This is a genomic window from Bacillus sp. B-jedd, from assembly GCF_000821085.1.
Lineage (GTDB): Bacteria > Bacillota > Bacilli > Bacillales > Cytobacillaceae > Bacillus_D.
Map to the genome: position 1 here is coordinate 2184686 of NZ_CCXR01000001.1, position 15866 is coordinate 2200551.

The 15866-nt window shown below is 45.5% G+C and carries 14 protein-coding genes, 1 pseudogene and 1 riboswitch; of the genes and pseudogenes, 8 read left to right on the top strand and 7 right to left on the bottom strand.

What is annotated here, in order from left to right; genetic code table 11:
- Window positions 1-3 precede the first annotated feature (3 nt).
- Complete coding sequence (locus tag BN1002_RS10735; RefSeq protein ID WP_048825024.1) at window positions 4-882, bottom strand: putative selenate ABC transporter substrate-binding protein; 879 nt, start codon at window positions 880-882, stop codon at window positions 4-6.
- A gap of 201 nt (window positions 883-1083) precedes the next feature.
- A complete protein-coding gene (locus tag BN1002_RS10740) occupies window positions 1084-2634 on the bottom strand; it encodes an ABC-F family ATP-binding cassette domain-containing protein (RefSeq protein WP_048825025.1) in 1551 nt (516 codons plus the stop codon).
- Between the two features lie 250 nt (window positions 2635-2884).
- Here BN1002_RS10740 and BN1002_RS10745 point away from each other — a divergent pair, with 250 nt between their 5' ends.
- Window positions 2885-3244, top strand: coding sequence for a GNAT family N-acetyltransferase (locus tag BN1002_RS10745; RefSeq protein WP_148362763.1), 360 nt, complete (start codon window positions 2885-2887; stop codon window positions 3242-3244).
- A gap of 155 nt (window positions 3245-3399) precedes the next feature.
- Here BN1002_RS10745 and BN1002_RS10750 read toward each other — a convergent pair whose 3' ends face one another.
- Together BN1002_RS10750 and BN1002_RS10755 are read right to left on the bottom strand one after the other, a co-directional pair.
- Complete coding sequence (locus BN1002_RS10750; protein WP_048825026.1) at window positions 3400-4692, bottom strand: nucleobase:cation symporter-2 family protein; 1293 nt, start codon at window positions 4690-4692, stop codon at window positions 3400-3402.
- Window positions 4689-5285: a xanthine phosphoribosyltransferase gene (locus BN1002_RS10755; RefSeq protein ID WP_048825027.1), complete on the bottom strand. Its 597-nt coding sequence runs from the start codon at window positions 5283-5285 to the stop codon at window positions 4689-4691. Before BN1002_RS10755 ends, BN1002_RS10750 begins: the two co-directional genes overlap by 4 nt.
- 120 nt (window positions 5286-5405) lie before the next feature.
- A riboswitch (purine riboswitch) is annotated at window positions 5406-5507 on the bottom strand.
- Between the two features lie 454 nt (window positions 5508-5961).
- Between BN1002_RS10755 and BN1002_RS10760 the strand changes: the two genes are divergently transcribed.
- The gene (locus BN1002_RS10760) at window positions 5962-7155 is read left to right on the top strand and encodes a glycine C-acetyltransferase (RefSeq protein WP_048825028.1); all 1194 of its coding nucleotides are present in this window, start codon (window positions 5962-5964) and stop codon (window positions 7153-7155) included.
- Window positions 7156-7207: 52 nt separating this feature from the next.
- Complete coding sequence (locus BN1002_RS10765) at window positions 7208-8155, top strand: L-threonine 3-dehydrogenase (protein ID WP_048825029.1); 948 nt, start codon at window positions 7208-7210, stop codon at window positions 8153-8155.
- Between the two features lie 86 nt (window positions 8156-8241).
- Here the strand turns inward: BN1002_RS10765 and selD are convergent, their stop codons facing one another.
- A complete protein-coding gene (selD, locus tag BN1002_RS10770; protein WP_442853394.1) occupies window positions 8242-9312 on the bottom strand; it encodes a selenide, water dikinase SelD in 1071 nt (356 codons plus the stop codon).
- 172 nt (window positions 9313-9484) lie between these two features.
- Here selD and BN1002_RS24495 point away from each other — a divergent pair.
- Together BN1002_RS24495 and selA are read left to right on the top strand one after the other, a co-directional pair.
- Window positions 9485-9670 (top strand): annotated as a pseudogene (locus tag BN1002_RS24495) (Rdx family protein); the annotation flags it as partial.
- Between the two features lie 299 nt (window positions 9671-9969).
- On the top strand, window positions 9970-11376 hold the full coding sequence (gene selA / locus BN1002_RS10775; RefSeq protein ID WP_048825031.1) for an L-seryl-tRNA(Sec) selenium transferase: 1407 nt from the start codon (window positions 9970-9972) through the stop codon (window positions 11374-11376).
- A 52-nt stretch (window positions 11377-11428) separates the two neighbouring features.
- Here selA and BN1002_RS23270 read toward each other — a convergent pair whose 3' ends face one another.
- Window positions 11429-11563: a small acid-soluble spore protein P gene (locus tag BN1002_RS23270; protein ID WP_442853395.1), complete on the bottom strand. Its 135-nt coding sequence runs from the start codon at window positions 11561-11563 to the stop codon at window positions 11429-11431.
- 159 nt (window positions 11564-11722) lie between these two features.
- Between BN1002_RS23270 and BN1002_RS10780 the strand changes: the two genes are divergently transcribed.
- Complete coding sequence (locus tag BN1002_RS10780; RefSeq protein WP_048825032.1) at window positions 11723-11983, top strand: hypothetical protein; 261 nt, start codon at window positions 11723-11725, stop codon at window positions 11981-11983.
- A 51-nt stretch (window positions 11984-12034) separates the two neighbouring features.
- Here BN1002_RS10780 and sspO read toward each other — a convergent pair whose 3' ends face one another.
- The gene (gene sspO / locus BN1002_RS10785) at window positions 12035-12184 is read right to left on the bottom strand and encodes a small acid-soluble spore protein O (RefSeq protein ID WP_048825033.1); all 150 of its coding nucleotides are present in this window, start codon (window positions 12182-12184) and stop codon (window positions 12035-12037) included.
- A 232-nt stretch (window positions 12185-12416) separates the two neighbouring features.
- On the opposite strand from sspO, the gene acnA reads away from it, so the two are divergent.
- Window positions 12417-15128, top strand: coding sequence for an aconitate hydratase AcnA (gene acnA / locus BN1002_RS10790; protein WP_048825034.1), 2712 nt, complete (start codon window positions 12417-12419; stop codon window positions 15126-15128).
- 168 nt (window positions 15129-15296) lie between these two features.
- Entirely contained in the window at window positions 15297-15824 is a 528-nt protein-coding gene (locus tag BN1002_RS10795) for a redoxin domain-containing protein (RefSeq protein ID WP_048825035.1), read from the top strand.
- Window positions 15825-15866: the final 42 nt, after the last annotated feature.

The following is a 15866-nucleotide window of genomic DNA, read 5'->3' on the forward strand; positions in this document are numbered from 1 at the left end:
CTGTTACTTGATAATCTTCAATTCTTTTGCAACTTCTTCAATCGCCTGGTAATTTTCGTTTTTCGTCTCGATAAATTTATCGGTTGCGAACATGTTCAGCCCGGAAAGCTGTTCGGGCGTCATGGAAAGAAGCGCTGTTTTTACTTTTTCTTTTGTCTCTTTATCCGTTTTATTAATCATCCAATGATAGTCATAATAGGCCGGAGTTGTGTAAAAAACATTGACTTTATTTGTATCGACCTTTTTCTCCTTCACAGCGGTTTCCCAAACAGCTTCATTCAGGGCACCCGCCTTAAACGCCCCCGATTCAATCAGTTTGTAGGTTGTATCATGGGAGCCGGAAAAATTCGGCTGGTCGTCAAAATCCTTGGCAGGGTCAATGCCTTCCTTCATTAAATAGTAGCGGGGCATTAAATGGCCAGAAGTTGAACTTTCACTTCCGAAAGTAAAAGATTTCCCCTTCAGGTCGCCAAGCGAGCTGATGCCCGAATCCTTTTGAGTAATAAATACGGAGTGAAATTCCGCATCACGCGGCCTTTGGGCTATTGCCTCCGCTTCAGGGACCAGGCTTTTCGCCTGCACGCCTGTCAATCCTCCAAAAAACGCCAGCTGGATATCCCCGCGCTGAAAGGCCGTTACAAGTGCAGCATAATCAACTGATGGGACAAATTCAACTTTCATACCTGTTTCTTCTGACAAGTGTTTTGCGACCGCATCCATGCTCTTTTTCATCTCAGTGGCGCTTTGATCGGGGATCGCGCCGATTTTAAAAACTTTACCCTTATTATTTTCAACTGAATCGGACGATTCCTCTTTGTTTCCGCATCCCGCAGCAGCCAGCATCAGTAACGCAGCAAGGAAAACGACTAGCCATTTTTTCATATAGATTGCCTCCGTTATAATCATGTAAGTTCACTGTTGTTAATTTTATAGAAAAAAGGCGAAAGTACAATGGATTTAACAATATAGCCATGATTCAAATTATCGATACAGTCCATATGAGTCAATCGAAATTCTCGATATAGCTTTCTCTGGCAAAACAAATCCCCGCAGCCAATTAGCTGCAGGGAACCATTTCATTGTTTAAGCTTTTATAGACCATTCTTCCACATTCCAAACCCTCGTTACCCATCCCTCATAAAATTCAGGCTCATGGCAGACGAGGACAATCGTGCCTTTATAGTTTTTAAGTGCCTTTTGCAATTCTTCTTTCGCGGTAATATCCAGATGGTTAGTCGGCTCGTCAAACAGGATCCAGTTGCTTTCATACATCATCAGCTTGCAGAGCCGGACTTTTGCTTGCTCACCGCCGCTTAATTGGCTGAGTGGGCGGGATATATGCTCATTCTTCAAACCACAGCGCGCGAGAGCGGCACGGACTTGATGCTGATCGAGCGAAGGGAACTCATTCCAGACATCATCAATCGGAGTGACGTCTTTTGCTTTCACTTCCTGTTCAAAATATGAAGGGAAGAGGAAATCACCACGTTCCACTTTACCGCCAAGAGGATCGATTTTGCCTAGCATTGTTTTCAGTAAAGTTGATTTACCGACTCCGTTGCAGCCGATAATCGCGATTTTTTCGCCTTTTTCGATGACCATGTCCATTTTGGGCAGGAGGGGATGAGTATAGCCAATTTCCAAATCCTTCGCTTCAAAAACAAAGCGGCTGCTACTACGCGACTCTTTAAATTCGAAAGTCGGCTTAATAGCTGTTTCCGGGCGATCAATCCGCTCCAGGCGCTCCAGCTGTTTCTGTCGACTTTTTGCACGGCCGGTCGTTGAATAACGGGCTTTATTTTTCGCAATGAAATCTTCCTGTTTTTTAATGAATTCTTGCTGTTTTTCGTACGCATTTATATGCTGATTTTTATTAATTTCAGCAAGCTCGAGGAATTTTTCATACGTCGCCGTATAGCGGGTCAGCTTTGAAAATTCCAGGTGGAAAATTGTATTCGAAACTGAGTTCATAAACTCCGTATCGTGGGAAATGAGCAGAAAAGCATACGGATATTCCTTCAGATAGCCGGACAACCATCGGATATGTTCGACATCGAGATAGTTTGTCGGCTCATCGAGCAAAAGGACTCTCGGCTGCTCGAGCAAAAGCTTGGCTAGAAGCACTTTTGTACGCTGTCCGCCGCTAAGCGCCGCGACATCCCTGTCAAGGCCAATCGCATCAAGCCCCAACCCCCGAGCCGCTTCTTCAATCTTAATATCCAATGTGTAAAATCCTCCGGCGTCAAGGGCGTCCTGAATTTCTCCCATCCGTTCCAGAAGTTCTTCAAGCTCTTCAGGAGTCGCATCGGCCATTTTAGCCGTCACTTCATTCAACTCCCGTTCCTTTTCAAAAAGGGGAAGGAAGGCATCACGGAGAACATCGCGCATCGAGCGTCCCGCGGTAAGTACGGTGTGCTGGTCCAGGTATCCGTATTGCACGCCAGGTGTCCATTCGACCTTCCCGCTGTCGTGGATGAGTTGATTCGTAATAATATTCATCAGCGTTGACTTACCGACGCCGTTCGCGCCAACGAGGCCAACATGGTCCTCGGCCAATAGCCGGAAAGAGACATCTTTGAAAAGGGTGCGATCCCCGAATGTATGACTTAAATTTTCTACAATTAATAGTGCCATTTCGATTGAATTCCTCACTTCTTTTAAAAATACACCTATTTTCCTATCATACAAGATTTTTACCGAATCCGCTATATCCCTGAAGCGTAAAGCAGAAGTGTACCCGTGTAAAAAAAGGATTTTTTGGCATAGTAAAGAAATTAATAATGAAAAAGGGGGAATCAATTTGAATTTAAAGCTTACAGAACTGACAAAGGATAACTGGGAAGAGTGTGCAAGATTAAAAGTACACGAAGATTAAAAGGATTTTATGGCACCAAATCTATATTCAATTGCTGAAGTACAGTTTCTTGACAACTTTGAAGCCGGGGGAATTCAGGATGGAGAGAGGATGATAGGGTATGCAATGGCGGGCCTTGATCCTGATGAACATAACTACTGGATTTACCGTTTTATGATCGATAAAGAGAGCCAAGGGAAAGGGTATGGCAAAAAAGGACTCCAGTTGCTTACGGACAGGCTTAAACAGAACGAAGGATGCAGGTTGATCATGGTTGGTAATCATCCGGAAAACGAATCAGCTTCAAGGCTGTATAAATCCTGCAGATTCGAAGACAAAGGGATGGCGCCATGGGGTGAAAAGCTGATGGGGCTGCAAGTAAACGAATGAAAAATCAACATTGAACAAAATTTCGCTACCTAGTAAATTTTATTTCAACTTTACAGAAATAACGTTCACTTCCGAGTGAAATTATTCTCTATATCACTTAACCTTTGTTCAAATAAAAAAAGTGGAGTCCCATTTGAACGGGACTCCACTTTTTTCTATACTTCCACCGTTTCCGCCTGCTTAGCAGGTTTGAAAACATTGAAGATGAGGTTAAGGATAATTGCTGTCATGCTTCCAGCAACAATCCCGTTATTGGTGAGGATTTTCACGCCTTCGGGAAGATTAGCGAACAAATCAGGGACTACTGTTACACCAAGGCCAATACCAACAGAGCAGGCAATGATCAGCAAGTTTTCCTGCGAAGCGAATTCCACCTGGCTCAGCATTTTGATCCCGTACGCAATCACCATTCCGAACATCGCAACCATCGCCCCGCCAAGAACCGCAGTTGGAATGACAGTCGTAAGGGCGGCAATTTTAGGGACAAGGCCAAGGAAAACCAGCATAATTCCTGCAGTATAGATCACTTTTTTCCCTTTTACCCCTGAAAGCTGGACGAGCCCGACATTTTGCGAATAAGTCGTATAAGGAAAGGCGTTGAAAATGCCGCCAAGGATGATCGCGAACCCTTCAGCACGGTACCCTTTTGCCATATCATCTGCTGACAGCTTCCTACCGCAAATATCAGCTAGAGCAAGATAAACTCCCGTTGCCTCGACAATCCCGACCATCGCGACGAGAATCATCGTCAGGATAGGGACGATATGGAATTCCGGAAGGGAAAAGTAAAAGGGCTCCGGGAATTTCAACCATGACGCTTCATGTACGGCTGATAGATTGACTTTACCCGCAAATGAGGCCGCTACGGTACCGAACACAAGGCCAAGCAAAATGGCAACGGAACGAATAAAACCTTTGGCAAACCGGTACATAAGAATGATAAAAATCAAAGTTCCAAAAGATAGGGCGATATTTGTCAGCGATCCGAAATCAGACTTGCCAACGCCTCCAGCCATATCATTCATCGCGACAGGAATAAGCGTGATCCCGATCACCGTAACAACCGAACCCGTTACGACGGGCGGGAAGAACTTAAGCAGTTTGCTGAAAAACCGGGCTGACAATATGACGAACAAACCACAAACAATAATAGCACCGTAAATGGAAGCAATCCCATATTGATGGCCGATCGAGATAATCGGTCCTACAGCTGTAAACGTACACCCGAGTACAATCGGAAGGCCGATTCCGAAAAAGCGGTTTTGCCACACTTGCAAAATTGTTGCGATTCCGCACATGACAATATCCACTGCGACCAGATAGGTTAATTGCGCGGTGGACATATGAAGTGCATTACCGACAATAAGCGGGACGATTACAGCACCGGCGTACATGGCAAGGACATGTTGGATTCCAAGTGAGGAGGTCTTCAGGAAACCAGTTTTCATCGGGCAGGTTCCTCCTTTAGTTCATTGAAGAATGATGCTTGTCCATTTTCAAGGGAAGTGATCCTGGCCAGAGATTCAATTTTGATTTCTTTTTGTTCAAGGAGCTTCCTGCCTTTCTGAAAAGATTTTTCGATCACGATCCCAAGCCCCGCAACAGTAGCTCCAGCGTCTTCGGTCAGCTTGATGAGTGCGAGGGCTGCCTGGCCATTTGCCAGGAAATCGTCAATGATCAGAACGCGGTCATTTGAATCCAAATATTTTGCGGCAATGGAAATCTCGGAAGTTTCCTGCTTTGTAAATGAATAAACACTCGCAGACAACAAACCTTCTGTCAACGTCAATGACTTTCTTTTTCTCGCAAAAATGACTGGTACATTCATTTCGAGCCCCGCCATTACGGACGGTGCGATTCCGGACGATTCAAGAGTGAGAATTTTTGTAATTCCGTCTTCCTTAAACCTGTCAGCGAACTCCACACCTATTTCCCGCATAAGAGATGGGTCTATTTGATGGTTTAGAAATGAATCGACTTTCAATACCTGTTCAGAAAGCACGCGGCCTTCCTGCTGAATTTTTTTCTTCAAGCTTTCCATTGATTGTTCCCCCTATGAAAAAATAAAAGCCCAAAGGCATTGCACCCTGAATATAGAAGGGAAGCAATAGCCTTTGGGCATATAACCGAAAGGAAAAGAAGGATGCGCAAAAAATAGAGTCATCCATCCATCGCCACCCATAGTCGGATCATTTACGGTAATCCGGTAGAAACTTGCAGGCCATATCCCTGCCATTATACGAGTGATATTAAAAGTAAGGCTAATTATATCATGAAGTTAAAAAGATGCAACCGAAGTTTACAAGAATAATTTTTGCCAGTAGAATTTTTTCAAAGATAAGAATATATAAAATATGTCTAGCTCCAGCGCCTAGCGCCTAATGTACTTCGATCCCCTCGCTACGATAAGTCAACATCGATTCGCTCACGCTTATCGTGTTTCCTTTATCTCCATCGGGGCCCTCCAGTCCATACGGCGCTGAACAGGCGCTTGCGCTTTTCTTAATGTAAGCGCAACCAAAATGCTTCCATTATGTTTTAAAAAAGGTTAAAATGTCCTTGCAGTATGAACAAAGGTTAAAATATGCTATAGTAGGAAAGGGATTTACCCCTTTAAACTCCTGTAATTTAAGGAAGTATATGTGTCCACGCCAGAAAGACAACTGTCTACATACCGGTGACGTTTTACAATAATTCATACAAAAGGAGAGATTCAGATGTCCAGCAAAACACTGGAGCAATTCCTTGATACAAATCTTGGAGATTTAAAAGAAAAAGGTCTATACAATGTCATTGACCCGCTCGAAAGCCCCAATGGTCCTATGATTAAAATCAAGGGCAGGGAGCTGATCAACCTTTCTTCAAACAACTATCTTGGCCTGGCAACAGACGAGAGGCTTAAGAAAGCAGCGGAACAGGCGATCGAACAATTCGGTGTCGGAGCAGGTGCTGTCAGGACGATCAACGGGACACTTGAGCTCCATGTCAAACTGGAGGAAAAGCTGGCTGAATTTAAAGGCACGGAAGCTGCGATTGCCTACCAATCTGGTTTCAATTGCAATATGGCTGCGATTTCTGCCGTCATGGATAAAAATGATGCCATTCTTTCCGATGAGCTGAACCACGCTTCCATTATCGATGGCTGCAGGCTGTCTCGTGCGAAAATTATCCGTTTCAACCATTCGGATATGGAAGACCTTCGCGCAAAGGCAAAAGAAGCCAGGGAATCCGGACTTTATAAAAAATTGATGGTCATTACAGATGGTGTCTTTTCAATGGATGGCGACATTGCCCTACTCCCTGAAATTGTTGAAATTGCCGAGGAATTCGACCTAATGACGTATGTAGATGATGCCCACGGTTCAGGCGTGTTAGGAAAAGGCGCAGGGACAGTGAAGCACTTTGGCCTTCAGGATAAAATCGACTTCCAAATAGGGACATTGTCAAAAGCGATCGGTGTTGTCGGCGGATACGTCGCAGGGAAGAAAAACCTGATCGACTGGCTTAAGGTGAGAAGCCGGCCATTCCTTTTCTCAACATCCCTCACACCAGCGGATGTGGCCGCATCCATTGCTTCCATTGATATTTTGACAGAAAGCACTGAGTTAAATGAGCGCCTCTGGGAAAACGGAAACTACTTGAAAAAAGGCCTGAAAAATCTTGGCTTCAATATTGGAGACAGCGAGACGCCGATTACGCCATGCATCATAGGGGAAGAAAAGCTGACCCAGGAATTCAGCAAAAGGCTGAACGATGAAGGTGTCTACGCAAAATCGATCGTATTCCCAACTGTACCCGCTGGAACAGGAAGGGTGCGCAATATGCCAACCGCGGCCCATACAAAGGATATGCTCGATAAAGCCATTTCTATCTACGAAAAAGTCGGCAAAGAAATGGGCGTCATTAAATAACTCAACTAACGATAAACTGAATCTGGCTTTGCATATGGGGAGGATACCTGCAATGAAACGAATCATGATTACCGGCGCCCTTGGGCAGATAGGCTCTGAGCTGACACTTAGGCTCCGTGAAATTTACGGAAACGACAATGTTATCGCAACAGACATTAAGCAAAACTCAGAAAATGAAGCGGCTTTGAGCGGACCGTATGAGATTCTTGATGTAACAGATGGGAACAGAATGGTGGAGATTGCAAAAAAATATAACGTGGACGCCGTGATGCACCTTGCCGCGCTCCTATCGGCGACAGCGGAAGCTAAGCCGGTCTTCGCCTGGAACCTGAATATGGGCGGATTGATGAATGCACTCGAAACAGCTCGTGAGGTTGATGCACAATTCTTTACGCCTAGTTCGATCGGCGCGTTTGGCCCTTCAACTCCGAAGGACGGTACCCCGCAGGATACAATCATGCGCCCAGTGACCATGTACGGAGTCAATAAAGTTGCCGGCGAGCTTCTTTCCGATTATTACTACCATAAATTTGGAGTCGATACACGCGGGGTTCGTTTCCCCGGGCTGATCTCCTATGTGGCTCCTCCTGGCGGGGGCACGACCGATTATGCGGTCGAAATTTATTATGAGGCTGTCAAAAATAAAAGATACGCGTCTTTTATTGATAAGGGCACCTATATGGACATGATGTATATGCCTGACGCCTTGAACGCGATTGTGAACCTAATGGAAGCGGACCCTGCAAAGCTGGTCCACAGAAACTCTTTCAATGTGACAGCAATGAGTTTCGATCCAGAAGGGGTTGCGGAGGAAATCAGGAAGCATATCCCTGAATTCGAGTTGACGTATGCGGTAGACCCGGTGCGCCAAAAAATAGCCGACAGCTGGCCAAACTCACTGGATGCTTCAGCCGCGGCACAGGAGTGGGGATTCAAGGCTGAGTACGACCTAGCTTTCATGACTAAAGACATGCTTGAGAAAGTAAGCAAAAAAATGTAAACACAAGAGCCTGAGCGGATGATGTGAATCTTCCGTTCAGGCTCTTTTTCAGCGCTAAAGATAAAAACGGCCATGGCATGCCGTTTTTATTTTTTGCTGATGTAAATGAGTTTTTCTTTCTGCTCTGTCACTTTCCCGATAACAGAAGCTTCTTCAAGGCCTAAAGCGTGAAGGTCTGCAACATAATTCACAGCCTGATCGGCAGGCATCGAGACAAGAAGTCCGCCGGATGTAATTGCATCACAGGCAATTAACTGCTCTTCGACAGAAAGTCCATTGTACAGAATATCGTCTTTCAGCCAGGCGTGGTTTGATTTCGAGCCGCCAGGGACGACTCCATCCCGGGCCAATTCCAACGTTCCTTCCAAATAAGGGACTTTGGCAAAATCGACTTCAAAGCTGACCTTGCTTCCGCCCGCCATCTCGCTTCCATGGCCGAGCAGGCCGAAGCCTGTCACATCCGTAACGGCATGCGGAGTGTATTTTTTCAGTGCCTCGGCGGCAGTCTTATTCAGCATCGCCATAACCGACGTTACTTTTTCCTCCTGCTCGGCCGTTACCGCGCCGCGTTTGATGCCTGTTGTCATAATTCCGACACCGAGCGGCTTGGTTAACACAAGCGCGTCACCCGGGACGGCACCAACATTTTTCCACACTTTTTCCGGATGGACGAGCCCCGTGACGGATAAACCGAATTTCGGTTCCTGGTCGTCGATGGAATGGCCGCCAATTGTAAGCGCGCCAGCTTCCTTCACTTTATCTCCGGCACCGCGCAGTATTTCCGACAACATTTCCGGTCCGAGTTTTTTTATCGGATACCCGACGATATTCAGGACTGTCTTCGGGTCGCCGCCCATTGCATATACATCACTCAAAGAATTGGCGGCAGCAATTTGCCCAAACATATAGGGGTCATCCACAATAGGAGTGAAATAATCCACTGTCTGGATCAATGCAATCGATTCTGTTAATAGATAAACTCCCGCATCATCGGAAGTCTCATGCCCGACCAAAAGCTCCGGGACTGGGTCTTGCTTTGGCAAAAGGCGCAAAACTTGCGCCAGGTCCTCAGGACCAATTTTGCAGCCTCAACCTGCTTTCGTTGATAAAGAGGTCAGGCGGATTTTTTCCTGCTCGCTCAATTTGTCCACCTCCATCCATAGTATACCTTTAACAAGTGAATTCTGCATGCTGGCAGGCAGAAGATTTGCGAAAGTTTTTCAGGATATACTACAATGGCTTTATCATTAATTGACAATGATGGAGGTTTTTTGCATGAAAGGGTATGAAGTTAAAGTCGAATTTTGCATGATGTGAAATTATGCGCCTAAAGCCGCGAGTTTCGCGGAAGAACTCTTTACTCATTTTCGCCAGAATATTAAGGTGATGGAATTAATTCCCGCTAAGGGGGGAATATTCGAGGTTACCGTTAACGGCGAGAAGCTCTATTCAAAAAATGACACAGGCCTTTTCCCAAAGGCCGCTGAGGTAATCAGCAAGATGGAATCTCTATAAACCAGCAAGCTCTCCGGAAGATTTCCCGGGGAGCTTGTTTTTTCGTTGTTTAGGAAATTATAAAATAATACTGTGTGTATAACTTCAGACAAGTTATTTGAATCCAGCTCCAGCGCCTAGCCCCTCGAGGTCATAAGCCATATCCCTCCGGAGGGCAGGCCCATCCTCCGGGCTCCGTCTTATGCTGGTCGGGGCTGATCAAGGCGCTTGCGCATTTTGTCCCTCAATTTCTCCACATTCTCTTGTCAGGAAAAATGGTATAATGGAGGCGCGATATTATAGGTAAAGGAGTTTTCCTATTGAAACAGTTGCTTCGGTCAATTCCGCCAGTCCATGAGCTTCAGCAGGACAGCCGCTTTAAAGAATTGCTTTTGGAAACGAATATGGATCCAAGCCACCTTGTCGAACAGGTCCGGTTTGTGATCGATGAGGTGAGGGACGGCATTTTATCCGGTAATTGGGATGGTCCTGCTCCCGGCACAGCCCCGTTTGCCGATTTCTTCTTTATCAGGCTCGCTGAAAAGGTGGGGCATATGTACTCATACACCCTCAAAAAAGTAATCAATGCGACAGGAACCATTTTACATACAAACCTTGGCCGCGCAAGGCTCAGCGAGGAAGCCATCCGCCACGCGGCAGAAGTTGCCGGCAATTATTCCAATCTCGAGTATAAGCTTCAGGAAGGGGAGCGGGGATCTAGGCACAGCCATATCGAAAACCTCTTAAAGGAAATTACAGGTGCAGAGGCTGCCATGGTCGTCAATAATAATGCCGCAGCGGTCTATTTAATTTTGCGCGCGCTTGCAAAAGACAAGGAGGTAATCGTTTCGAGGGGACAGCTTGTCGAAATTGGCGGATCCTTCAGAATTTCTTCCATTATGGGAGAAAGCGGAGCACAGCTTGTTGAAGTCGGAACGACTAATAAAACTCACCTGTATGATTACGAAAATGCTGTCAATGAAAACACAGCGATGATCATGAAGGTACATACTAGCAATTTTAAAACGATTGGTTTTACGAAATCAGTCGAAACAGATGAACTGGTCCAGCTTACCGATAGCTTGGATAATATTATTTTTTATGAAGACCTTGGCAGCGGGGCACTATATGATTTCAAAAAACACGGCATCGGCGAGGAGCCCCATGTAAAGGAAGTGCTTGGAATGGGGGCGGACATCGTATCTTTCAGCGGGGATAAGCTGCTTGGCGGACCTCAGGCGGGAATCATTGCGGGCAAAAAGGATCATATTGATAAAATAAAAAAACATCAGCTTGCAAGAGTGGTCAGGGTTGATAAAATGACTTTAGCCGCACTTGAAGGAACACTACTCGACTACGCGAAGGGTGAAGCCGGGATTAGGAATATACCAACTGTCAACAATCTGTTAACAAGCCCTGATGAATTAAAAGGGCGGTCAGAACAATTTATCAAGAACCTTTTTGCAAAAACGGATAGGTATAAAGGAGAAGCGATCCCTTCAATGGGCCAGGTTGGCGGGGGCACAATGCCTGATGTCAATCTTCCGTCTTATTCCGTTTCACTTTCGCATAAAACACTATCCGCTGGCCAGCTGGCCGAAAAACTAAGGCTGGAAACTGAACAGCCAATCATAGCCCGAATCCAGAATGAAGAAGTCATCCTGGACTTAAGGACAGTTTCCTCTGAAGAAGAGTCCATCATCCTTCATTCATTGGCTAAATGGTGATATGACCAATATAGAAAGCCCCCTGAAATGTTCATCCAGGGGGCTTTTTTCCTCACATATCATGGTGTGAATTGTGCTTTTGCCTTGAATGCTGGCGATTTTTCACTTTGTGCGAACCACTCATGGGTTCCGGCTGGCTGGTATTTTGCACACTCTGGGCATTTTTTCGGATATCTTTTTTCGCCATTTCCATCCCTCCTGCTATTAGAATGTGTTCTATAATTGAAATTATCCTTAAGGCAGGCATTGGCACTCTTTATTAAGGCTGTTTGTTTTTGCCTGAATATTTCATGGAATTTCGCACATTTTAACGGTACAAGCTCAACATCATGAAGGAGTGGACACCATGCCGTACCATAAAAATAAACAACAGGCCTTCCAGGCTGCCCAGCAGGGAGTGGAGGAGGCAAGGGAGCTTTATTCTGAAATCATCCGCGATAGCGCAAGCTACGGCTATCAGCTTAAACATCTAAAAAATGAAGTAAATGAAGCATACCAACAAATCGAGAACGCTCTGGAAGTGGCTTCTGAGCATCAGCGGTCACAATTGGAAAAGTTTCAGCACGATTTAAAGTCAATTGTGGAAGAAGTAAATAATTTTCAGTAAGTGAAAGAACAGGCTGATTTGACGCCTGTTCTTTTTTATTGTTCGGCTCTGTTATTGGTTCTTTTTACGCTTTTTATTATTTTGCCTTTCCATTTCGGTCAAAGGTTCATTTCCTGCTTCTTCATTATATCCAGCGCCGATTCCCTGGGCTTTAGCTGCATTCATCCCGGGGCGGACATGGTTTGCCCTGCGTCTTGGCATTTCATCACCTCCCGTTATTAGTGTTGCCATTTCAGCAAGAGATAATTTGATGGATTAAGTGATAAGAAAAACTTATATTATTTTATAATTATCCTGTCATTTACATAGGGGACTTATTATACTACGATATAAATGTGTGAAAAGTCGTTGACAACCGCATAAATTCAAACTTTTCGACTTTTACAATATTTTGATTTATCATTGTGGTATGTAATTAAGGGGGTAAGTACATATGTCAAATTACGATGTATTCAATGCCCGCTCTTCATTTGAAGCGAACGGTAAACGTTATCATTACTACCGTCTTTCCGCCCTTGAAGAAGCAGGCGCAGGCAAAGTATCCAATCTGCCATACTCCATTAAAGTTTTGTTGGAGTCCGTATTAAGGCAATATGATGGCCGTGTCATTACGAAGGAGCATGTTGAAAATCTTGCGAAATGGGGAACAAGCGAAGTCAGGGAAGTAGACGTTCCATTTAAACCGACGCGCGTCATCCTTCAGGATTTTACAGGCGTACCGGTAGTTGTTGACCTTGCATCATTACGCAAGGCCGTCGCCGACCTCGGCGGAAATCCGGATATGATCAACCCGGAAAAAACTGTCGACCTCGTCATCGACCACTCTGTCCAGGTAGACCAATATGGCAATCCAGGTTCCCTTGAAGCAAATATGCTTCTTGAGTTTGAAAGGAATGCCGAGCGTTACCAGTTTTTGAACTGGGCCCAAAAAGCATTTAATAATTATCGCGCTGTTCCACCGGCAACAGGGATCGTCCATCAGGTAAACCTTGAATTCCTTGCCGATGTAGTCCATGTCGCGAAAAATTCCGAAGGGGAATTGGAAACATTCCCTGATACTCTTGTCGGAACAGACTCACATACAACGATGATCAACGGACTTGGCGTCCTTGGCTGGGGCGTTGGCGGAATCGAAGCTGAAGCAGGGATGCTCGGCCAGCCATCCTATTTCCCAGTACCAGAAGTTGTCGGCGTAAAATTGAACGGTACACTTCCGAATGGGGCGACCGCAACAGATCTTGCCCTGAAAGTAACACAAGTCCTGAGGAGCAAGGGAGTAGTCGGAAAGTTCGTCGAATTCTTCGGTCCTGGCGTCTCCGCGCTTCCGCTTGCCGATCGGGCGACCATTGCCAATATGGCACCTGAATATGGGGCAACATGCGGATTCTTCCCGATTGACAATGAATCCCTTGAGTATCTGCGCCTCACAGGGCGTGATGAAGAGCAAATCAAGGTAGTTGAGGAATATTGCAAAGCGAACGGATTGTTCTTCAACCCGGATGATAACCCTGTATACACAGCTGTTGTCGAAATCGACCTTTCTGCAATCGAGGCAAACCTTTCCGGCCCTAAACGACCGCAGGATTTGATCCCTCTTTCCAAAATGAAGGAGGAGTTCGTCAAAGCTATCAGCGCGCCACAGGGGAACCAGGGCTTTGGACTGAAAGGAAAAGAGCTTGATAAAGAAATTAAGGTTACTTTCCATAATGGGGACCAAACTTCGATGAAGACAGGTGCAGTAGCCATTGCCGCGATTACCAGCTGTACAAACACATCGAACCCTTACGTGCTTGTCGGTGCCGGCTTGCTTGCTAAGAAGGCCGTTGAACTCGGAATGGAAGTTCCTAAGTTCGTCAAAACATCCCTTGCACCGGGATCTAAAGTCGTAACAGGCTACCTCCGTGACTCTGGCTTGCTTCCATATCTTGAGCAGCTCGGATTCAACCTCGTTGGATACGGATGTACGACATGTATCGGAAACTCGGGACCACTACGGGAGGAAATCGAAAAAGCTGTCGCTGATAGCGATTTGCTCGTAACCTCCGTATTGTCAGGAAACAGGAACTTCGAGGGCCGTATCCATCCGCTTGTAAAGGCGAACTACCTGGCTTCACCACCGCTTGTTGTCGCCTACGCGCTTGCAGGTAATGTGAATATCGATTTTGAAACTGAGCCGCTCGGTAAAGACCGCGATGGAAACGATGTTTACTTCAAGGATATTTGGCCGGCTACAGATGAAGTAAATGAAGTAGTGAAAAAGACGGTAACACCTGAATTATTCAGGAAAGAATACGAGAATGTATTCAGCGACAACGAACGCTGGAATGAAATAAAAACAAGCAATGAACCATTGTATTCCTGGGATGCTGATTCCACTTATATTCAAAATCCTCCTTATTTTGAAGGGCTTTCCCCTGAGCCGGGCACGGTTGAGCCTCTCAGCGGATTAAAGGTTGTAGCGAAATTCGGGGATTCCGTCACGACTGACCACATTTCACCGGCGGGCGCGATTGGTAAAGATACCCCAGCTGGCAAATATCTGCGTGAAAAAGGAGTTGAACCACGTGACTTCAACTCATATGGATCACGCAGGGGCAACCATGAGGTCATGATGCGCGGTACATTCGCGAATATTAGGATCAGAAACCAAATCGCAGCGGGCACAGAGGGTGGCTTCACAACCTACTGGCCAACTGGTGAAGTAACGACCATTTATGATGCATGCATGAAATATAAAGAAGCTGGCACAGGTTTGGCAGTCATCGCCGGCAAGGATTACGGCATGGGATCTTCCCGTGACTGGGCAGCTAAAGGAACAAACCTCCTTGGCATTAAAACAGTCATCGCTGAAAGCTTTGAAAGGATCCACCGTTCCAACCTTGTCATGATGGGCGTCCTGCCACTACAATTCAAAGAAGGCGAAAATGCTGAAACACTTGGATTGTCCGGTAAAGAATCATTTACTGTCCATGTAGATGAAACTGTTCGTCCAAGGGATCTTGTGAAGGTGACCGCTGTTGGCGAAGACGGTAAAACAACGGAGTTTGATGTGCTAGTACGCTTCGATTCAGAAGTAGAAATTGATTATTACCGCCACGGGGGAATATTGCCAATGGTACTCCGTGAAAAGCTGAAAACTGTATAATGGTAAATAAGAGCACCATATGGGCATATGTCCGTATGGTGTTTTTTTAAGCCAAAAGATTAAACTTTCAATTGTCACAAATCCGGCATTTTTTTGTCCTAAAGGTATGTTTATTTCCCCACTCTATATAGTGTAAAATCGGTATAGAGTTAAAAAGGAGGAGCCCAAATGGCAAAAAAGTGGATTGCAGCAGGATTATTGATTGCGATGATGGCCATAGCCATGTACCAGGCTTTTGATAAAAAAGATGAAGCAAATTCAAAACCGGAGTCGCCAGTCGATGGCCTTAAAGCCGGGGTGAAGGCACCGGATTTCGAGTTAAAAACGTTAACTGGTGAAACCGTCAAGCTATCAGAGTTTAAAGGCAAAAAAGTCATGTTGAATTTTTGGGCGACCTGGTGCGGACCATGCAAAGCAGAAATGCCAGCCATGCAGCAGCTTTCTACTGAGGTTGGCGATGACGTAGCCATTCTAGCCGTCAATATCGATCCACAACTCGATGTGCAAGGTTTTGTTGATAAAAATGGCATCACTTTCCCGATTCTTTTAGATACGGATGATAAAATCAATTCGCTTTACCAAATCGTTGCCATCCCGTCGTCCTATTTTATTGACAGCAAGGGAATTATCCAGGATGTTTTCAGAGGAGCCATGCCACATGATGCCATGGTCCAATATATAAATGATTTAGATTAAGATTTGGCCGCCAGCATCCTTTGGCGGCTTTTATAAAATTAC